Annotated in this window: 18 protein-coding genes; 16 read left to right on the top strand and 2 right to left on the bottom strand. The window is 70.1% G+C overall.

What is annotated here, in order from left to right; all coding sequences use genetic code 11:
* Positions 1-89 precede the first annotated feature (89 nt).
* The 5 genes from AB6V29_RS11750 to AB6V29_RS11730 all read left to right on the top strand — a co-directional run bounded on the left by AB6V29_RS11750 (position 90) and on the right by AB6V29_RS11730 (position 5,859).
* The gene (locus tag AB6V29_RS11750) at positions 90-1,274 is read left to right on the top strand and encodes a benzoate/H(+) symporter BenE family transporter (protein ID WP_369358813.1); all 1,185 of its coding nucleotides are present in this window, start codon (positions 90-92) and stop codon (positions 1,272-1,274) included.
* 121 nt (positions 1,275-1,395) lie between these two features.
* Positions 1,396-1,926 carry an RNA polymerase sigma factor gene (locus AB6V29_RS11745; RefSeq protein ID WP_267786561.1) on the top strand — a complete coding sequence of 177 codons (531 nt, stop codon included), beginning with the start codon at positions 1,396-1,398 and terminating at the stop codon, positions 1,924-1,926.
* Positions 1,927-2,078: 152 nt separating this feature from the next.
* Positions 2,079-3,041, top strand: a complete 963-nt coding sequence (locus AB6V29_RS11740; RefSeq protein WP_369358811.1) for a hypothetical protein — start codon at positions 2,079-2,081, stop codon at positions 3,039-3,041.
* Positions 3,042-3,160: 119 nt separating this feature from the next.
* The gene (locus tag AB6V29_RS11735) at positions 3,161-4,957 is read left to right on the top strand and encodes a proline--tRNA ligase (protein WP_210071938.1); all 1,797 of its coding nucleotides are present in this window, start codon (positions 3,161-3,163) and stop codon (positions 4,955-4,957) included.
* Between the two features lie 80 nt (positions 4,958-5,037).
* Positions 5,038-5,859, top strand: coding sequence for an aldo/keto reductase (locus tag AB6V29_RS11730; RefSeq protein ID WP_369358807.1), 822 nt, complete (start codon positions 5,038-5,040; stop codon positions 5,857-5,859).
* Between the two features lie 9 nt (positions 5,860-5,868).
* Here the strand turns inward: AB6V29_RS11730 and AB6V29_RS11725 are convergent, their stop codons facing one another.
* A complete protein-coding gene (locus AB6V29_RS11725) occupies positions 5,869-6,678 on the bottom strand; it encodes a DUF1206 domain-containing protein (protein WP_369358805.1) in 810 nt (269 codons plus the stop codon).
* A gap of 179 nt (positions 6,679-6,857) precedes the next feature.
* Here AB6V29_RS11725 and AB6V29_RS11720 point away from each other — a divergent pair, with 179 nt between their 5' ends.
* The 6 genes from AB6V29_RS11720 to rbfA all read left to right on the top strand — a co-directional run bounded on the left by AB6V29_RS11720 (position 6,858) and on the right by rbfA (position 15,277).
* Positions 6,858-9,353: a glycogen/starch/alpha-glucan phosphorylase gene (locus AB6V29_RS11720; RefSeq protein ID WP_369358803.1), complete on the top strand. Its 2,496-nt coding sequence runs from the start codon at positions 6,858-6,860 to the stop codon at positions 9,351-9,353.
* Between the two features lie 277 nt (positions 9,354-9,630).
* Complete coding sequence (locus AB6V29_RS11715) at positions 9,631-10,251, top strand: HD domain-containing protein (protein WP_369358801.1); 621 nt, start codon at positions 9,631-9,633, stop codon at positions 10,249-10,251.
* 198 nt (positions 10,252-10,449) lie between these two features.
* Positions 10,450-11,439, top strand: a complete 990-nt coding sequence (nusA, locus tag AB6V29_RS11710; protein ID WP_369358799.1) for a transcription termination factor NusA — start codon at positions 10,450-10,452, stop codon at positions 11,437-11,439.
* Positions 11,440-11,473: 34 nt separating this feature from the next.
* Entirely contained in the window at positions 11,474-11,725 is a 252-nt protein-coding gene (locus AB6V29_RS11705; protein WP_369358797.1) for a YlxR family protein, read from the top strand.
* A gap of 93 nt (positions 11,726-11,818) precedes the next feature.
* Complete coding sequence (gene infB / locus AB6V29_RS11700; protein WP_267786573.1) at positions 11,819-14,626, top strand: translation initiation factor IF-2; 2,808 nt, start codon at positions 11,819-11,821, stop codon at positions 14,624-14,626.
* A 171-nt stretch (positions 14,627-14,797) separates the two neighbouring features.
* Entirely contained in the window at positions 14,798-15,277 is a 480-nt protein-coding gene (rbfA, locus tag AB6V29_RS11695; protein WP_210071928.1) for a 30S ribosome-binding factor RbfA, read from the top strand.
* A 205-nt stretch (positions 15,278-15,482) separates the two neighbouring features.
* Here rbfA and AB6V29_RS11690 read toward each other — a convergent pair whose 3' ends face one another.
* Positions 15,483-16,361 (bottom strand): A/G-specific adenine glycosylase, encoded by an 879-nt coding sequence (locus AB6V29_RS11690; RefSeq protein WP_369358795.1) that lies wholly within the window; start codon positions 16,359-16,361, stop codon positions 15,483-15,485.
* A 186-nt stretch (positions 16,362-16,547) separates the two neighbouring features.
* Here AB6V29_RS11690 and AB6V29_RS11685 point away from each other — a divergent pair, with 186 nt between their 5' ends.
* Genes AB6V29_RS11685 through AB6V29_RS11665 form a run of 5 tightly spaced genes read left to right on the top strand, consistent with a single transcriptional unit; the run spans position 16,548 to position 19,685 of the window.
* Positions 16,548-17,024, top strand: coding sequence for a hypothetical protein (locus AB6V29_RS11685; protein WP_369358793.1), 477 nt, complete (start codon positions 16,548-16,550; stop codon positions 17,022-17,024).
* Positions 17,024-17,908: a tRNA pseudouridine(55) synthase TruB gene (gene truB, locus AB6V29_RS11680; protein ID WP_307315920.1), complete on the top strand. Its 885-nt coding sequence runs from the start codon at positions 17,024-17,026 to the stop codon at positions 17,906-17,908. The genes AB6V29_RS11685 and truB overlap by 1 nt, the downstream gene beginning before the upstream one ends.
* On the top strand, positions 17,905-18,273 hold the full coding sequence (locus tag AB6V29_RS11675) for a hypothetical protein (protein ID WP_210071924.1): 369 nt from the start codon (positions 17,905-17,907) through the stop codon (positions 18,271-18,273). The genes truB and AB6V29_RS11675 overlap by 4 nt, the downstream gene beginning before the upstream one ends.
* A gap of 51 nt (positions 18,274-18,324) precedes the next feature.
* The gene (locus AB6V29_RS11670) at positions 18,325-18,744 is read left to right on the top strand and encodes a hypothetical protein (protein WP_307315925.1); all 420 of its coding nucleotides are present in this window, start codon (positions 18,325-18,327) and stop codon (positions 18,742-18,744) included.
* Positions 18,741-19,685 (top strand): bifunctional riboflavin kinase/FAD synthetase, encoded by a 945-nt coding sequence (locus AB6V29_RS11665; protein ID WP_210071922.1) that lies wholly within the window; start codon positions 18,741-18,743, stop codon positions 19,683-19,685. The genes AB6V29_RS11670 and AB6V29_RS11665 overlap by 4 nt, the downstream gene beginning before the upstream one ends.
* The last annotated feature ends 36 nt before the right edge of the window (positions 19,686-19,721 follow it).

Genomic DNA, 19,721 nt, shown 5'->3' with positions numbered 1-19,721 from the left:
ACCGCCCCGGGAACGCCGTAGGCCCCGGGGGCACCCGGTCGCGGCCGGGGCACGGAGGGCCTCTGCGCATCCGGTAGCCTCGGGGGCCTATGGCCGACACCTCGCCGCCCTCGCTCGCCCGACCGCTCGTCGCCGGGGTCGTCACCGCCCTCGTCGGGTTCACCAGCACCTTCGCCGTCGTGCTCACGGGCCTGCGTGCCGTAGGGGCGACTCCCGCCCAGGCGGCCAGCGGCCTGCTCGCGATCACGCTCGTGGTCGGGATCGGCTGCATCGTGCTCGCGGGGCGATACCGCATTCCGATCACGGTCGCGTGGTCGACCCCCGGCGTCGCCCTGCTGGCCGCCACCGGCGCCGTCGACGGTGGGTGGCCGGCGGTCGTGGGGGGATTCCTCGTCTCCGCCGCGCTGATCCTCTGCACGGCGCTGTTCCCCCCGCTCGGCGCGCTCATCGCGCGGATCCCGGCCTCGATCGCGCAGGCGATGCTCGCCGGTGTCCTGCTGCCGCTGTGCGTGGCGCCGTTCGCCGGCCTCGTGAACGACCCGTGGGGTGTGGCTCCCGTGCTGTTGGTGTGGCTCGTGGCATCCCGATTCCTTCCCCGCTGGTCCGTACCGCTCGCCTTCGTCGCCGCGATCGCGGTGGTCGGGGTGGAGCTGGCCCGTACGGGAGTGGACGCGGATGCCGCGACCCTGCTGCCGCGCCTGGAGTTCACGGCCCCCTCTCTCACGGTCGGTGCGGTCGTGGGCATCGCGGTGCCGCTGTTCGTGGTGACGATGGCGTCGCAGAACGTGCCCGGGGTCGCCGTCATGCGCAGCCTCGGCTACACGATCCCGTGGCGCCCCGCGATGCTCGTCACCGGGCTCGGTTCGGCCGCCGCGGCCGGGTTCGGCGGGCACGCGATGAACCTCGGCGCGATCAGCGCGGCGATCGCCGCGGGACCCGATGCGCACCCCGACCCGAAGAAGCGGTGGGTCGCGGGGGTGTCGGCCGGGGGCACCTATATCGTCCTCGGCGCCCTGTCCGCGGCGTTCGCCGCGATCGTGCTGCTTGCCCCGGCGGGCGTCATCCCGGCGGTCGCGGGCGTGGCGCTGTTCGGCGCCTTCGGGTCGGCGATCCAGCAGGCGATCGACGACCCCGGCGAGCGGGTGCCCGCCGTGGTGACGTTCCTCGTGGCCGCCTCCGGGATCGCGGTGTTCGGGGTGAGCGCCGCGTTCTGGGCCCTGGTCGCGGGACTCGTGGTGCGCGCGGTGCTGCACGTGGGGCGTCGGGCGGCCTGAGCTTGCGGCCCGATGACGGTGGCGTCGCCGTGCGGCACGAACCTCGCGGACCGTCACCGTTTCGTTATCCATCTCGTCGCCGGAAAGGGAACCGATGGCGCCCCCGCGGACATTACTGGGTGTGGATGAAGACGATGCCGGGCTGTGGGACCGGGTACGCCAAGGCGACGAGCTCGCGCTCGCCGCGCTGTTCGATCGGCACGAGACGCGGCTGTTCCGCCATGCGTCACGGCTGCTGAGTCATCGGGAGGATGCGAAGGATGCCGTGACCGTGGCCTTCTTCGAGCTGTGGCGCAAGCGCGCCTCGGTGCGTCTGGTCGATGGGTCTCCGCTGCCGTGGCTGCTGACGACGGTGGCGCACAGCGCGCGGAACCTGGAGCGGTCGAGCCGGCGCTATCGCGCCCTGCTGGACCGCGCCCCGGTCGCCGAGCAGGTGTCGAGCGACGCTGCCGACGACAGCGGGGTGCTCTCGGCGCTCAAGCGCCTCCCTGAGCGCGAGCAGGCGGTGGTCGTGCTGTCGGTGCTCGAGGGCTACGCCGAGCGCGAGATCGCTCAAGCCCTCGGCATCCCGGCCGGAACGGTGAAATCGCGGCTCGCCCGCGCCAAAGCGAAGTTGCGCGACGAGCTCGCGCTGGAAGGGGCACGGGCATGAACGACGAACTGACGCCCTCCGAGCGCGCGGCCTTGCGCGCCCGCATCGTGGGCGGCGCCCACGACATCAAGCCCGTCGGGGCGCACCGCAACGCCTGGATCGCGGGCTCCGTGGCCGCGGCGATGGTGGTCGCGATCGCCGGGGGAGTGGCGGTGACCTCGACGCTCAGTGCGCCGGAGATCGCGACGACGCCATCGCCGACGGTCACCACGACGACGACCCCCATCCCGATACCTACCCCGACGTCGGCTCCGACGCCGACGATGTCACCGACGACCGTACTGCAGGCACTTGCCTTCGGGGGCGAGTGCTCCGTCGTGCTGGATGACGAAACTGTCTCGGAGTTCTTCGGTGTTCCGATGAAGCCAGGGACGAATCTTCTCGGGGGTGCCCGGGTTCTCGGAGGGGTGTCGTGCACATGGATTCCCGTGTCCGCCGGGGAGGGAGTCCCGGTGACGATGACTGTCGTGCCATGGGAGGCCGTGCCTGACTCCGTTCGCCAGGAAGTGGGACTCGTGCCCCCGTGCGTCGGCGGCAGTGTCTGTTCCTACAGCGAGCGCCACGGCGATGCATGGGTGAACGCGGAATCCGACGACGTGGAGGGTGCCGCGGCTGCGGTGCAGAACATCGGTCCGCGTGCAGCTGAGACGCCGGGTATCGCACGCGCGCTGTCCTCGGACGCATGGTCGATCCCCGACTGCGAGAGTGAGGTTCTCCCGGCCGTCCGAGAGGCGCTGGGGCGCGATGACATCGGCCCCATCCAGACCGATTACTTCCCGCATGGGCAGGCCTGGGACGTGTTGACCTCGAATGGGGCCGCGGGATGGTGCGGCTTCTCGGGACACAGCGAAGACGTCAGCACGCTCTTCACCATGGATCTGACGTTCTGGCCGGGCGGCACGCTCGACAAGGACGCAGCCGCCGGCGACGACAGACGACAATCGTTCCCTCTTGCTGGCGGCGTCTCCGGATGGCTTTATCCGGAGAACCCTCCCAATGTTGCCTCTGAGCTGGATGCCGCTGCACGCGGTGGAGTTTTGAACGTGCGCGGGCGCGGGCTCGATGATGCACAGATGCGCGCCATGGTCGAGGCTGTCCTGACAGAACTCGGCTGACCTGGGAATCCCGCTCGACCACCCCACGGCGTGATCTCTCTGGTTCCAGGGACGGTGAGCGGCGTGACTGTTGCCCAGAGGCCGGGTCTTCGGCATCCACCGCCCTAGACTCGACTCTCGTGGTCACCCGTCTGTCGAACTATTTCCTCCGCACGCTTCGCGAAGATCCCTCGGATGCCGAGGTCACGAGCCACCGTCTGCTCGTGCGCGCCGGCTACATCCGTCGCAACGCCCCGGGCGTCTTCGCGTGGCTGCCGCTCGGTCTGAAGGTCAAGGCCAAGATCGAGACGATCGTCCGCGAGGAGATGGCGAACGCGGGTGCCTTCGAGGTGCACTTCCCGGCGCTGCTGCCGCGTGAGCCCTACGAGGTCACCGGCCGCTGGGAGGAGTACGGCGACGCGCTGTTCCGCCTGCAGGACCGCAAGGGTGCCGATTATCTGCTCGCGCCGACGCACGAGGAGATGTTCACCCTGCTGGTGAAGGATCTGTACTCGTCGTACAAGGACCTGCCCCTGACGATCTACCAGATCCAGGACAAGTACCGCGACGAGGCTCGTCCCCGTGCCGGTCTCCTGCGCGGTCGCGAGTTCACGATGAAGGACGCGTACTCGTTCGACGCGACGGATGCCGGGCTCGACGCCTCGTACCAGGCTCAGCGCGACGCCTACGAGCGCATCTTCACCCGCCTGGGCCTCGAGTACGTCATCGTGGCGGCCGATGCGGGGGCGATGGGCGGCTCGAAGTCGGAGGAGTTCCTTCACCCGACGCCGATCGGCGAGGATACCTTCGTGCGCTCGGCCGGCGGTTACGCGGCCAACGTCGAGGCGTTCACCACCGTCGTTCCCGACGCGCTGCCGATCGAGGGCCAGCCCGAGCCGGTCGTCTTCGACTCGCCGGACACCCCGACGATCGCGACCCTCGTCGACCACTCGAACGCGCACCTCGACGCCCCGGCTCCCGGGATCGCCGGTCCCGCCACGGCGGAGGCGAACCAGTGGACCGCGGCGCACACGCTGAAGAACGTCGTGCTCGCCCTCACGCACCTCGACGGCACGCGCGAGCTCGTCGTCGTCGGCCTCCCGGGGGACCGCGACGTCGACGACAAGCGCGTCGAGGTCGCCTTCGCTCCGGCCGAGGTCGAGGCGGCCACCGAGGCGGACTTCGCGAAGAACCCGCTGCTGGTGAAGGGCTACATCGGACCCTGGTCGCCCACCGGCGCCGTGCTGGGTGAGGAGTCGGCGACGAAGATCCGCTACTACCTCGACCCCCGCGTCGTCGACGGCACGGCGTGGATCACCGGCGCCAACATCGACCAGAAGCACGTGCACTCGCTCGTCGCCGGCCGCGATTTCGTCGGCGACGGCTTCGTCGAGGTCTCGACCGTGCGAGAGGGCGACCCCGCCCCCGACGGCTCCGGCCCCGTGGAGCTCGCGCGCGGCATGGAGATCGGCCACGTCTTCCAGCTGGGTCGCAAGTACGCCGAGGCCCTGGGCCTGAAGGTGCTGGATGAGAACGGCAAGCTCGCCACCGTCACCATGGGCTCGTACGGCATCGGGGTGACCCGCATCCTCGCGATCATCGCCGAGCTCAACAACGACGCCAAGGGCCTCATCTGGCCGTCGTCGGTCGCCCCGTTCGACGTGCACGTGGTGGCCACCGGCCGCGACGCGGTGGCGTTCGAGCTCGCGGCATCCGTCTCCGACCAGCTCGAGGCCGCGGGCCTCGACGTGCTCTACGACGACCGCCCCAAGGTGTCGCCCGGCGTGAAGTTCGGCGACGCCGAGCTCGTCGGCATCCCGCGCATCCTCATCGTCGGTCGCGGCGCGGCCGAGGGCCAGGTCGAGCTCTGGGACCGCCGCACGGGCGAGCGCGAGACGGTGTCGGTCGACGACGCCGTGGCCGCGCTGACGCGCTGACCCCCTCCTCCCCGGCGCCTCCCCGGTTTTCGGAGGGCACGCCGACCGTACGCGACGCCGAGATCGGTAGCGTGGATGCCATGATCTCGGCTCCCCGTCTGTCCCTGTCCGACGGTTCCACCATTCCCCAGCTGGGTGTCGGAACCTACAAGGTGCCCGCCGACGCGACCGCCGGTCTCGTCGAAGGCGCCCTCGCCATGGGCTACCGCCACATCGACACCGCGGCGCTCTACGGCAACGAGGCCGAGGTGGGCGAGGGACTGCGCTCCTCGGGCCTGAATCGCGACGACGTCTTCGTCACCACCAAGGTCTGGAACGACGACCAGGGTTTCGACGAGACGCTCCGCGCCTTCGACACCAGTGCGGCCAAGCTCGGCGTCGACCGTGTCGACCTGTACCTCATCCACTGGCCCATTCCCAGCGCCGATCGCTACGTCGACACGTGGCGGGCTCTGCAGCGCCTGCAGGAGGAGGGGCGCGCCACCTCGATCGGCGTCAGCAACTTCTCCGTGCCGCACCTCGAGCGTCTGCGCGACGAGACGGGTGTCCTCCCCGCCGTGAACCAGGTCGAGCTGCACCCGCGCTTCCCGCAGGACGAGCTCGTCGACTGGCACGCCGCGCACGAGATCGTCACCGAGTCGTGGGCACCGCTCGCGCGCGGCGGCCTGCTCGACGAGCCCGAGCTTGCGCGCATCGCCGAGCGCTACGGCAAGACTCCGGCCCAGGTGGTCGTGCGCTGGCACCTCGATCGCGGCCTCGTCGTGTTCCCCAAGTCGGTGTCGCTCGACCGCATCCGTGAGAACGGCGACGTCTTCGACTTCGTGCTCGACGCCGACGACCACGAGGCCATCGCGACCCTCGACACGGGGGAGCGGACCGGTCGCAATCCCGATCTCGACTGAGTCGTCGGGTCAGGCGTCGAGGCGGGCGTACCGGGCACGGAACACCGTGAACGCTCCGTAGGCGAGGAATCCGAGGCCGACGAGCGACGCCAGAACGGGGCCGGCCGGAAGCGCGATGACCGCCGAGGTGGCACCGTCGAGACCGCCCGCGGTGTCGGGCTCGACGGTGATGGCGGCGACGACCACGAGGACGCCCACGACGATGAGCGCCACGCCCTTCGCCGCGAAGCCGATGACTCCGAGCGCGCTGAGCGCGAAGCCGGCGGGGCCGTCGGGCGTGCGCACCTTCGAGTGGAACGACCGGCGCAGTCCCATCCAGACGAACCCGATGCCGACACCGGCGACCGCGAGGCCCACGGCCCCGAGCACGAACCCGCCGACGGGCCACGTCAGCACGGCCTCGCTGAGACTCTCGGCCGCCTGTTCGGCGTGCGGACGCGCACCGAGGGCGACGGATGCCGACACCAGGCCGACGGCGACGAAGATCAGGCCCTGCGGCGCCTCGGTCGCGATCCGCCCGATGCGGCGCCACACCGTGAGGCGTCGAGGTGCGAAAGCCTGCAGGAGGTGCCACGCACCCAGGGTGACGAGGCCGATCGCGAGGGCCCACAGCGCGGCCGCACCCAGGGGTACGGCGGCGAGGGCGCGAAACGCGCCGGTCTGATCGCTGTCCTCCCGCGCTCCGAAACCGACCGCGATCACCAGCCCGCCGATCAGGAGATGCAGGATGCCGTTGGCAGCGTACCCGGCGCGGGCGATGACACGGAATGCGGGGTTGGCCTCGGCCTCGCGGGCGGCGCTGCGGGCGGAGGAGGGCACCACGGAACCGTATGCCGATTCCCGGGCGAGCGATAATCCGGGTGCGCGCCCGGGGTCGGCATCCGTTCGGCTCGCGCGGCTTCTCGGGTCGATAAGCGTGTGCGGCGAGCGGGTGAAGATCGTGTGTCGGTGCCGTTGCCCCATTGGCGGGAGGGGGCGGTTCTGATTACGGTCGGAAGGTGCCCGAGAACACCCCAGAGCTGCGCCCCACCCACCCGCTCGCCATCGCGCCCGTCGTCGCCCCCGCGGCGTCCGTCGACGGCTTCGCGAAACAGTTCCTCCAGAACCTGAATTTCGACCAGGGCGTGACCCTGTCGACCTCCGACGTGAACGACCAGTACCTCGCCCTCGCCTACACGGTGCGCGACTACCTCATGGCGCGATGGTTCGACGATCGGGCACAGCAGAAGACGCAGCAGGCGAAGACCGTCTGCTACCTCTCGGCCGAGTACCTGCTGGGCCGGCAGCTCGACAACAACCTCCTCGCGGCGCGTCTGACCGACATCGCCACCGAGGCCCTCGCGCAGTGCGGCATCGACATCGACGACCTCCGCCAGGTCGAGATCGAACCCGGGCTCGGCAACGGCGGCCTCGGGCGCCTCGCCGCCTGCTTCATCGACTCGCTCGCCACCATGAGCGTGCCCACCATCGGTTACGGCATCCGCTACGAGTACGGCATCTTCCGTCAGACCTTCGCCGATGGTCAGCAGATCGAGCAGCCGGACGCCTGGCTGCGCATGGGGTCGCCCTGGGATTTCGCCCACCCCGAGGCCGCGCAGACCATCTCGTTCGCCGGCACCACCGAAACCTACGACGACGAGGGTGTCGAGCGCACCCGCTGGGTACCCGAGTGGAACGTCCTCGCGGTGCCGTACAACATGATGGTCCCGGGCTACCACAACGGTCGCGTGAACACCCTGCGCCTGTGGCGCGCGGTGGCGACGAACGCGTTCGACCTGCACACCTTCAACTCCGGCGACTACGTCGAGTCGGTGCGCGCGCAGACCTTCGCCGAGAACATCTCGAAGGTGCTCTACCCCGAGGACTCCACGCCCCAGGGCAAGGAACTCCGCCTGCAGCAGCAGTACTTCTTCGTCGCGGCATCCATCGCCGATTTCATCGAGAACGTCCTGCCCGAGGACTTCGACCTGGAGCGTCTGCCCGAGCGCGTGATCTTCCAGCTCAACGACACGCACCCGGTCATCGGGGTGCCCGAGCTCATGCGCGTCCTCGTCGACGAGAAGCATCTCGAGTGGGATGCCGCGTGGGCCATCACTCAGAAGTGCTTCGCGTACACGTGCCACACCCTGCTGCCCGAAGCCCTCGAGGTCTGGTCGGTCGATCTGCTCGGTCGCCTGCTGCCCCGCCACCTCGAGATCATCTACCGCATCAACGACGAGTTCCTGCTCGAGGTGCGAGAGCGCTTCGGCGACGACGAGATGCTCATCCGCAGCATGTCGATCATCGGCGAGCACCCGTACCGCTCGGTGCGCATGGCTTACCTGGCCACGGTGGCCGGCTCGAAGGTCAACGGCGTCGCCGAGCTGCACTCGCAGCTGCTGCGCGACAACGTGCTCAAGGACTTCGCCGCCATGTGGCCCGACAAGTTCACGAACGTCACCAACGGCGTCACGCCCCGTCGCTTCCTGCGCCTGGCGAACCCCGACCTCTCGGCGCTCATCACCGAGGCCCTCGGCGCCGGCTGGACGGTCGACCTCGAGCGACTCCGGGGACTCGAGGCCCTGGCCGACGACGCGGACTTCCGCGAGCGGTTCGCCGCGGTGAAGGCGTCGAACAAGCGTCGCCTCAGCCGCGTGCTCGAAGCTCGCGGGGAGGCCGCCCTCGACGACGGTCACATGCTCGACGTCATGATCAAGCGTCTGCACGAGTACAAGCGTCAGACGCTGAAGGTGCTGCACATCGTCAGCACCTACGAGGGCATCGTGTCGGGCCGCCTCGACGTCGCCGACGTGCAGGCACGCACGTTCCTGTTCGGTGCGAAGGCCGCCCCCGGCTACGGCATGGCCAAGCGCATCATCCACCTCATCAACGCCGTCGGCGAGGTAGTCAGCGCCGACGAGCGCGTGCAGGGCAAGCTCAAGGTGCTCTACCCGGCGAACTACAACGTCACCCTCGCCGAGAGCATCATCCCCGCCGCCGACCTGTCGGAGCAGATCTCTCTCGCCGGCAAGGAGGCCTCGGGAACGGGCAACATGAAGCTCGCCCTGAACGGTGCCCTCACCATCGGTACCGACGACGGAGCGAACGTCGAGATCCGGGGGCTCGTCGGCGACGACAACTTCTTCCTGTTCGGAATGAGCGAGCCCGAGGTCGAGGCCCTATGGGCCGAGGGCTACCGCCCCGCCGACTTCTACCAGAAGGACGAGCGCCTGCGCAGTGCGATCGACCTGATCGCCTCGGGCGCGTTCTCGGGCGGCGACCGCACGGTCTTCGAACCGCTCGTGTCGAACCTGCTGTACGAAGACCGGTTCATGGCGCTCGCCGACTTCTCGGCGTACCTCGACGCCCAGGACCGCGTCGACGCCGCCTACGCCGACCAGGACGGCTGGGTGCGCTCGGCCATCCTCAACGTCGCGCGCAGCGGCTACTTCTCGTCCGACCGCGCGATGCGCGACTACCTCGATCGCATCTGGCACGCCACGCCGGTGAGCTGACGCGGTTTCGGGATGCCGCGACCCGGGCGCTCGCCCGAGGTCGCGGCATCCGTTCGTGTCGTCGGCGGGTCTCGGGCCGATGGCGCGTCCTGTGCGAGCACGACGCAGGAGATCGGATGCCGCGCCCGCGGCGGACCCCGTCGCCGCGGCGCCGCGCGTCACGATCTCCTGCGTCGCGCCCACGCTGGCGAGAAGGCTTCGAAGGCTGGCCGCCGCACTCCTATCGGGTGAGGCCGCACGGCGGAAGAGTGGGAGTCCACCCGATCCCGGAGGCCCCGTGCGCATCAGCGACTTCCCCGTTCCCGACACCCTCGCCGCCCGGGGTGCCCTCGCGCTCGTCCGGCAGTACCAGTCGCCCGCGATCACGGCGCACGCGCTGCGGTCGTGGCTGTGGGCCGAGGCGTTCGCGGTGGCCGACGGCATCCGGGACATCGACCGCGAGCTGCTGTACGTCGCCGCCGTCCTGCACGACATCGGCACGGTGGGCGCCTTCGACAACCACACGCTGTCGTACGAGCACGCGGGCGGGCATGTCGGCGTCGCGCTCACCGCCGGCGCGGGGTGGGTGCAGCCCCGACGCGAGCGGGTGCTCGAGGTGATCGTGCGGCACAACTGGCCGAGCGTCGATCCGACGATGGATGTCGAGGGGCACCTGCTCGAGATCGCGACGGGCCTCGACATCTCGGGAGCTCGCCCCGACGCGCTGCCCGAGGACTTCCGCCGCGAGGTGCTCGCCGCTCACCCGCGCGGCGCCCTCGCGGCCGAGTTCGGGGCGTGCGTGGCCGATCAGGCGGCACGCAAGCCCGCCACCGCCGCCCGGCGGCTCGTCGACGGGGGAGTGGTCGCGAAGCTGGCCGCGAATCCACTCGAGCGTCTGGCGGGCGGGCCGAACTCCTGAGATATCGGCCGCGTGCAGCGGGCCGGGGCCGCGATCGCGGGTTCCGCGGGCGGTGCGGCCACCGTTTCTCAGGAGTTTCGCACCGACCGCCGCCGCGTCCGACGTCCCGTGGGTCGCGAGGGACCCGGTATCCCGGGTATCGTAGGGGGGTTGTCGGCGCCGGTCGCGTCGACGAGAGCTGAATAACGGAGGGCCCTTGTGGACATCGATCTCGCACTTCTGAAGACGATCGAACGCGAGAAGGAGATCCCCTTCGATGAACTCGCGCGCATCATCGAGCAGGCGATCCTGACCGCCTACGCCAAGCACATCTCGCCCAGCGGCGAGATCCCGACGGGCGCTCGTGCCTCCCTCGATCGCAAGACCGGTCACGTGGGCATCTTCACGCCCGTGACCGACGACGAGGGGGCCGTCATCGGCGAAGAGGAGCAGGCTCCCGATGACTTCGGTCGCATCGCGGCCTTCGCCGCCAAGCAGGTCATCAGCCAGCGTCTGCGCGACATCGCCGACGACGCCGTGCTGGGGGAGTTCAAGGGCAAAGAGGGCGACATCGTCGCCGGTGTCGTCCAGCAGGGTCCCAACCCACGCATGGTGCACGTCGACCTCGGCACCGTCGAGGCCATCCTCCCGCCGGAAGAGCAGGTGCCCGGCGAGACCTACGCGCACGGCTCGCGACTGCGCGTCTACGTCACGAGCGTCTCCAAGGGCAACAAGGGTCCGCAGATCACCGTCTCGCGCACGCACCCGGGCCTGGTCCGAAAGCTCTTCGCCCTCGAGGTCCCCGAGATCGCCGTGGGCCTGGTCGAGATCGTCTCGCTCGCTCGCGAAGCCGGCCACCGTTCGAAGATCGCCGTGCAGGCGACCGACCCGACGGTCAACGCCAAGGGTGCCTGCATCGGCGAACTCGGTCGTCGCGTGCGCGCCGTGACCGAGGAGCTCTCGGGCGAGAAGATCGACATCATCGACTACGACGCCGAGCTTCCGCGCTTCGTCGCGAACGCGCTGTCGCCGGCCAAGGTCACCTCGTCCTTCGTCCTGGATGCCACGACCAAGGCCGTGCGCGCCCTCGTGCCGGACTACCAGCTGTCGCTGGCGATCGGCAAGGAGGGCCAGAACGCCCGCCTGGCCGCGAAGCTCACCGGCGCCAAGATCGACATCCAGCCCGACAGCATCCTCGAAGACAACTGAGGGTCCGATCGTCCCCACGATCACGAGGTGTAGAGTGGAACCCGTACGAACGTGCGTCGGATGCCGCGCACGCGCCCCCCGATCCTCGCTTCTGCGAGTGGTCACCGACGGATCGGTCCTCGTCGCAGACGAACGAGCGGTCCTTCCGGGTCGGGGAGCGTGGGTGCACGAGACGGACGCATGCGTGAGAAAAGCTCTTACGCGTCGCGCCTTCGTACGAGCATTGCGTGTGTCAGGCCCGCTTGACGCGCAGACCTTCGAATCACACCTCCAGCGAAAAGGCTGAACGGCTATGGACACGAAGTGAACGGCTCGAAATGAGACCCGTCCGCAACTAGCGGTCTGCCCTGTCCGGGGTAGGCCCTCAGACAGGAGAATTGTGGCAAAACCACGCGTGCACGAGATCGCTTCCGAACTCGGCGTCGACAGCAAGGTCGCGCTTGCGAAGCTGAAGGAGCTCGGCGAATTCGTCAAGAGCCCCTCATCCACCATCGAGCCCCCGGTGGCCCGTAAGCTCCGCGCCGCCCTCGCGGCCGAGGGCTCTTCGGCGCCGGCCGCCGGTGGATCGCCCGCCGCGCCCGCGGCGCGCCCCGGCGCCCGTCCGGGCCCCGCGCGTCCTGCGGCGACCCCCGGTGCCCGTCCCTCGGGCCCGACCCCCGGCCCCGCCAAGCCCGCGGCCCCCGCCGCTCCCGCGGCGAGCCCGGTCCCCGAGACCGCTGCCCCCGAGAAGGCCGCTCCCGCAGCGGCCGAGGCCCCGGCAGCCAAGCCCGCCGCTTCGGCGTCGACGTCCGGTGCGCCGACCCCCGGTGCCGCCGCCCCCGGCGCCGGTGCCCCCAAGCCCGGCCCGAGCGCGCCCCCGCGTCCGGGTGGAGCGCGTCCGGGCAACAACCCCTTCGCCTCCTCGCAGGGCATGGGCCAGCGTCCCGCGGGCCCCCGTCCGGGTAACAACCCCTTCGCTTCGGCGCAGGGCATGGGCCAGCGCCCGACCCCCGGCAACATCCCGCGTCCCCAGGCTCCGCGTCCCGGCGCCCCGCGTCCCGGTGCCCCGCGCCCCGGCGGTGCCGGTCGTCCCGGTGGCGGCGGTCGTCCCGGCGCTCCGTTCCAGCAGCGTCCCGGCGGTCCCGGTCGTCCCGGCGGTGCCGGTGGCGGTTTCCAGCGCCCCGGTGGTGGCGCTCCGGCCGGTGGTTTCGCCGGTCGTCCCGGTGGTGGTGGCGGCCGTGGCCGTGGTCCCGGCGGTGGTACCGCGGGTGCCTTCGGTAAGGGTGGCGGCAAGTCCAAGCAGCGTAAGTCGCGTCGGGCGAAGCGGCAGGAATTCGAGATGCGGTCGGCGCCGGTCGTCGGCGGCGTCAACGTCTCGAAGGGCAACGGCGAGATCATCCGCCTGCGCCGCGGCGCATCCATCGCCGACTTCGCGGACAAGCTCGAGGCCCTGCGCGGCTACACCGTCCAGCCCGGCACGCTCGTGACCATCCTGTTCAACCTGGGCGAGATGGCCACCGCGACCGAGTCGCTCGACGAGGCCACCTTCGAGGTGCTCGGTGCCGAGCTCGGCTACAAGATCCAGATGGTCTCGCCCGAGGACGAAGACAAGGAGCTCCTCGAGGGCTTCGGTCTCGACCTCGATGCCGAGCTCGAGGCCGAGAGCGAGGACGATCTCGAGATCCGTCCTCCCGTGGTCACCGTCATGGGTCACGTCGACCACGGTAAGACGAGACTCCTCGACGCCATCCGCCAGACCAACGTGGTCGCGGGCGAGGCCGGCGGCATCACGCAGCACATCGGTGCGTACCAGATCTGGACCGAGCACGAGGGCATCGAGCGCGCGATCACCTTCATCGACACCCCGGGTCACGAGGCGTTCACCGCCATGCGTGCTCGAGGAGCGCAGGTGACCGACATCGCGATCCTCGTGGTCGCGGCCGATGACGGCATCATGCCGCAGACGGTCGAGGCGTTGAACCACGCCCAGGCGGCGAACGTGCCGATCGTGGTCGCGGTCAACAAGGTCGACAAGCCCGACGCCAACCCGGCCAAGGTCCGCCAGCAGCTCACCGAGTACGGCCTGGTCGCCGAAGAGTACGGCGGAGACGTCATGTTCGTCGACGTCTCGGCTCGACAGAACCTCAACATCCAGGCCCTCCTGGATGCGGTCCTGCTCACCGCCGACGCCGGTCTCGACCTGACGGCCAACCCGAACAAGGCTGCCCGCGGTGTCGCGATCGAAGCGAAGCTCGACAAGGGTCGCGGTTCGGTCGCCACGGTGCTCATCCAGTCCGGAACCCTCCGCGTCGGCGACGCGATCGTCGCGGGAACGGCTTACGGCCGTGTCCGCGCGATGATGGACGAGAACGGCGAAGCGGTCGAAGAGGCCTACCCGTCGCGTCCCGTCTCGGTGCAGGGTCTGAACTCCGTGCCCCGCGCCGGCGACGTGTTCATCGTCACCGAGGAAGACCGCACCGCGCGTCAGATCGCCGAGAAGCGTGAAGCCGCCGAGCGCAACGCCCAGCTGGCCAAGGCCCGCAAGCGCATCTCGCTCGAGGACTTCACCCGTGCTCTCGAAGAGGGCAAGGTCGAGTCGCTCAACCTCATCATCAAGGGTGACGTGTCGGGTGCCGTCGAGGCGCTCGAGGAATCGCTGCTCAAGATCGAGGTCGATGACAGCGTCCAGCTGCGCATCATCCACCGCGGTGTGGGTGCGATCACCGAGTCGGACATCAACCTGGCCACGATCGACAACGCGATCGTGATCGGCTTCAACGTCCGTCCCGACACGAAGGCCCGCGAGCGTGCCGCCCGCGAGGGTGTCGACGTGCGGTTCTACTCGGTCATCTACAACGCGATCGACGACGTCGAGCAGTCGCTCAAGGGCCTGCTCAAGCCGGAGTTCGAAGAGGTGCAGTCGGGTGTCGCCGAGATCCGCGAGGTGTTCCGCTCCTCGAAGTTCGGCAACATCGCCGGTGTCATCGTGCGATCGGGAACGATCACGCGCAACGCCAAGGCCCGCGTCATCCGCGATGGTGTCGTGCTGGCGGACGGCCTGGCGATCGAGTCGCTGCGTCGCTTCAAGGACGACGTCACCGAGGTGCGTACGGACTTCGAGGCCGGTATCGGTCTGGGCAAGTTCAACGACATCCAGATCGGTGACGAGATCGAGACCACCGAAATGGTCGAGAAGCCGCGAGGCTGATCACACACCGGAGGTCGTAGCTACCGGCTACGGCCTCCGGTTTCGTGGGTCTGCGGGAGCAGAGCGGGGCCTCTACCCCGATGCTCCCGCAGACCCACGAAACCTCCGTCCTTCGCCTATGCTTCGGCATCTGGCGTGTGACGTCTGGCTTAGTGAGAGATAGGAATTGACGTGGCAGGGGAACGACAGGCGCGAGTGGCGGACCGGATCCGCGTGGTGCTCGCCGAGCGTCTCGAGAAGGGGCTGCGCGACCCGCGGCTTGGATTCGTCACCATCACCGACGTGCGGGTCACGGGTGATCTCCAGCACGCGTCGGTGTTCTACACCGTCATGGGCGACGAGGCGCATCGCGCCGACACCGCCGCCGCGCTGAAGTCGGCGACCGGCATGCTCCGCAGCGAGGTCGGCAAGAACCTCAACACGCGGCTCACCCCGTCACTGGAGTTCATCCTCGATGGAATCCCCGAGAACGCCGACCACATCTCGGCGCTGCTGCGCGAAGCGCGCGAGCGCGACGAGTCGGTCGCAGGTCTCGCCGCCTCGGCCGCCTACGCGGGAGACGCCGATCCGTACGTCAAGCCGCGCGAAGACGAAGAGGACGACGACGACAGCGAAGACGACGTCGACGTCGAAGACGCGCCTCGCGCCTGAGCTTCGAAGCACACGGCCGGACACCGCCCCGAGGGGTCGTGTCCGGCCTTCGTCGTTCCTGGGAGGGCTGTCGGTGGAGGACCGCACCGTTCGGCGGTGGCGACGGGCTCGATCCGCGCCGCGACGACGGTGTCGCCGGAGCGTCGCGTCCGGCACGGAGTGCACCGGGGCGGAGTGCACCGGGGCGGAGTGCCCCGGGGCGGATTCAGGATGCCGAGTGACCGGGCAGACGCAGGACGTCGTCGACCGCTTCGGCGAGGCCGTCGGCGATGAGCGAGTCGATGGCACGGTCGCGCTGTGCGGTGTCGGACCAGTCGGGGAGCACCGCGAACAGCGGCACCGAGGAGGGGGCCGCCTCGCGCAGCACCTTCAGCACGGCTCCGCGCGCCTGGCGGTCGCTTCCCTCGTACTTCGCCTGCCGACGGCGGCGGTCTTCGGAGGCGGGGTACCCTGCGGCCCGCCAGGCGCACTGCGCGGCGAGCGGGCAGAGGTCGCACTTCGGCGAGCGGGCCGTGCAGACGATCGCGCCGAGCTCCATGGCGGCGGCGTTCACGATCGCCGCATCGATCATGTCGTGGGGGAGCTCGGCATCCATCCGCTGGAGATCCCGGCGGTGCGGAGGACCGGGCTGCGCCACGCCCTCGACCGCGCGGGCGAGGACGCGCCTCGTGTTCGTGTCGACGACCGGGTGGCGGTCGCCGTAGGCGAAGACCGCTACCGCGCGGGCGGTGTAGTCGCCGATCCCGGTGAGGGCGAGGAGCGCGTCGACATCGCGGGGGACGACTCCGTCGTGCCGGTCGCGGATCTCGACCGCCGCCCGATGCAGCCACAGCGCGCGCCGCGGGTAGCCGAGGTTGGCCCACTGCGTCACCGCCTCGGACGGGGGAGAGGCGGCCAGGTCCGCCGGGGTCGGCCAGCGCTCCAGCCACGCTTCGAGATGCGGGATGACTCGCGTGACCGGGGTCTGCTGCAGCATGAACTCGCTGACCAGCGTGCCCCACGCGCCGAACCCCGGGCGGCGCCAGGGAAGGTCGCGCGCCGCGTCGCGGTACCACGCGATGAGCGGGGCGGCGAGATCTGGCATCCCTCCAGCCTACGGTCGCAGAACCCGGTCCTTCGGCACGCATAAACGCCCTCCGCGCCCGTAAACGCGAGCAGAGCGTGTTTCTGTGCGCGCGTCGCGTTTCCGCGTGGTTCGGGGCGGCGCGGCGCAGCCGTTGCGGGGCGGAGAGCGCGGTCGAGTGTCGGTGGTCGACCGTAGGCTGGAGGCATGTCCAGCGAGAACCCCGTCGAGACCCTTCAGCGCAGCTTGCGCGACCTCATGCGGCAGAACAACCGCGCGGGCCGCGTCGTGGTGGCCATCGAGGGGCTGGATGCCGAGGCGGCGCGCGCTTTCGCGGAGGGCTTCGCGTCCGCGGTGGCCGAGGATGGCACGGCCGTGCACCGGGCGAGCGTCTCGGACGAGGCAGCCGACGTGCGCGACGGCGTCGTGGCGCCCTTCCGCGCGGGCGAGGGCGACGCAGTGCTCGTGGTCGACGGCGTGTTCCTCCAGACCCCGGCGCGGCGGGGACTGTGGAACTGGTCGGTGTGGCTCGAGTCCAACCCGCCCGTCGGACAGCCGCGCCCCGAGCTGCCCGACGCGCAGAAGCAGTACGTCCACACCGCGCGGCCGCGCGTCGCCGCCTCGGTCATCGTCGAGAACTCCGACCCCTCGCACCCCGTCCAGGTGTTCGGAGACTTCTGCTGATGGTCCGCCCCGGCATTCTCCTGGTCGACAAACCCGGGGGCATCACCAGCCATGACGTCGTGTCGCGGGCCCGCCGGGCGCTCGGCACCCGCAAGATCGGCCATGCCGGCACGCTCGACCCGATGGCAACCGGACTTCTCGTCCTCGGCGTCGAGGGGGCGACACGGTTGCTCACGTACATCGTCGGCGCCGACAAGACGTACGAGGCGACGATCCTCCTGGGGGTCGAGACCGACAGCGACGACGCCGACGGGACCGAGACCGCCCGTGCGGACGCGTCCGCCGTGACCGAGGCGCAGATCCTCGAGGGTATCGCCGAGCTGACGGGCGAGATCGACCAGGTGCCGAGCACGGTGTCGGCCATCAAGGTCGACGGGCGCCGCGCCTACGACCTCGCCCGCGCGGGCGAAGAGGTCGAGCTGAAGGCTCGGCGCGTCACCGTCTCGCGCTTCCATGTGCGCGAGACCCGTCGGGGCGACACGACGATCGAACTCGACGTCGTCGTCGACTGCACGAGCGGTACGTACATCCGAGCCCTGGCCCGCGACCTGGGTCGCTCGCTGGGCGTGGGCGGGCATCTGACGGCCCTTCGGCGCACCCGCATCGGTGCCTTCGACGTCTCCGGCGCGGCATCCGTCGACGACATCGCCGAAGACGCCCTCGTCGAGCCGGCCACCGCGGCCGCCGTCGTCGTCGGCGCCCTCGCGGTGGGGGCGGACGAAGCGCGCGATCTGCGTCACGGCAAACGCATCGACGGGGGAGGACGCCTGACGGGCGCCCTCGCCGCCGCGATCGACCCCGACGGTCGCCTCGTCGGCATCGTCGAGAAGCGGGGGACGCAGCTCAAGAGCGCCATGAACATGCCCGAGGAGGCCGCCCGATGATCCTGTGGTTCACGCTCGTGCAGGTGGGGATCGCCGTCCTCGCGGGCCTCGTCGCGATCACGGCGGGGCTCGTCGGACGCCGCCCCGGAGACGTCACGGTCGGATCCCTCGCGCTCATCGAACTGCTGCTCATCGTGCAGATCGTGGTGGCGATCATCTCGCCGTTCGCCGGCAACCCCCCGTCGGGGAGCCTGCTCGAGTTCTGGACCTATCTCGTCTCGGCCGCCCTCGTGCCAGTCGCGGGAGCCGCGTGGGCGCTCATCGAACGCAGCCGCTGGAGCACCGTCATCATGGGCGTCGCGGCCCTCGCCGTGGCCGTCATGGTCTGGCGCATGCACATCATCTGGACCGTACAGCTGGCCTGACGCGGGCCGCACCGCTCGCCGCGGCCGCGGGCGAACTAGAATCGACAGGTCATGGCATCCACCACTCCCACCCGCTCCCGGGGGATGACCGGCATCGGCCGTGTCCTCGTCGTCGTCTACGGCATCATGGCGCTCGCCGCCACCGGCCGCTCCTTCGTGCAGATCGTCCGCGAGTTCGACGACGCCCCGCTCGCGTACTCGCTGTCGGCCCTCGCCGCGGTCGTGTACATCCTCGCCACCCTCGCGCTCGTCTTCTCGGCGCGACCGACCTGGTACCGCATCGCGTGGATCGCCATCGGTTTCGAGCTGGTGGGTGTCCTCGTCGTGGGAACCCTGAGTCTCGTGCTCCCCGAGCTGTTCCAGCACCCGACGGTGTGGTCGGTCTACGGATACGGCTACCTGTTCATCCCCCTCGTGCTGCCCTTCCTCGGACTGTGGTGGCTCATGCGTCACCGTCGGGCGACCCGGTGATCGTGTTCCGCGAGCCCGCGGAGGTGCCGAAGAACTTCGGTCCCTCGGTGGTGGCGATCGGCAAGTTCGACGGCGTCCACGCCGGGCACCGCGCCGTGATCGACCGGGCGCGCATCGACGCGTCCGACGGAGCGCGCGTGGTCGCGGTGACCTTCGACCGCAACCCGTTGAGCGTGCTGCGCCCCGAGAAATGTCCGCCCGATGTGATCGGACCGCACCAGAAGCTCGAGCTGCTCGAGCGGGCCGGGGTGGATGCTACCCTGTTGCTGACCTTCGACGAAGAGCTGGCGGCCATCCCCGCCCACGACTTCGCGCTGCGGGTGCTCGTGGAAGCGCTGCAGGCGCGAACGGTGCTCGTGGGTCGTGACTTCCGTTTCGGCGCCGGGGGAGAGGGCGACCCCGACCTGCTGACGCGCATGGGCGCCGAGCACGGGTTCCGCGTCGACGTGGTGGAGGATGTGCGCGCGGTGCACGCCGATCGGCGGGTGTCGTCCACCTGGATACGCGAGGCGCTGTCGGTCGGCGACGTCGCCACGGCTGCGCGCCTGCTCGGTCGTGCGCCCTCGGTGTGGGGCGAAGTCGTGCACGGACTCAAGCGCGGCCGCGAGCTCGGCTACCCCACCGCGAACCTCTCGCCCGAACTCGAGGGCTTCGTCCCCGCTGACGGTGTCTACGCCGGCTGGCTCGTGGACGTCGACGGCGCGCGGCGCATCAGCTACCCGGCCGCGATCAGCGTCGGCACCAATCCCACGTTCGACGACGTGCACGCACGCCAGGTCGAGGCGTACGTGATCGATGAGACCGGCCTCGACCTGTACGGCCACCATGTCGAGGTGCGTTTCGTCGAGCGGGTGCGCGAGATGACGGCCTTCGACGGCATCGACGCCCTGCTGGTGCAGATGGCCGACGACGTGGAGCGGGCGCGGGCCATTCTGCGCTGAGCGCGGAGAGGGCGCGGTTTCGCGGCGTCGTCCGTG

This window comes from Microbacterium sp. 20-116 (assembly GCF_041079415.1).
Taxonomy (GTDB): domain Bacteria; phylum Actinomycetota; class Actinomycetes; order Actinomycetales; family Microbacteriaceae; genus Microbacterium.
This window is presented reverse-complemented; position numbering and strand designations above follow the sequence as displayed.

Bases quoted from the DNA above. Each gene is read 5' to 3' on its own strand.
- AB6V29_RS11750 (WP_369358813.1), top strand. From the start codon at position 90: ATGGCCGACACCTCGCCGCCCTCGCTCGCCCGACCGCTCGTCGCCGGG.
- AB6V29_RS11730 (WP_369358807.1), top strand. From the start codon at position 5,038: ATGATCTCGGCTCCCCGTCTGTCCCTGTCCGACGGTTCCACCATTCCC.
- AB6V29_RS11690 (WP_369358795.1), bottom strand. From the start codon at position 16,361: ATGCCAGATCTCGCCGCCCCGCTCATCGCGTGGTACCGCGACGCGGCG.
- AB6V29_RS11685 (WP_369358793.1), top strand. From the start codon at position 16,548: ATGTCCAGCGAGAACCCCGTCGAGACCCTTCAGCGCAGCTTGCGCGAC.
- truB (WP_307315920.1), top strand. From the start codon at position 17,024: ATGGTCCGCCCCGGCATTCTCCTGGTCGACAAACCCGGGGGCATCACC.
- AB6V29_RS11675 (WP_210071924.1), top strand. From the start codon at position 17,905: ATGATCCTGTGGTTCACGCTCGTGCAGGTGGGGATCGCCGTCCTCGCG.
- AB6V29_RS11670 (WP_307315925.1), top strand. From the start codon at position 18,325: ATGGCATCCACCACTCCCACCCGCTCCCGGGGGATGACCGGCATCGGC.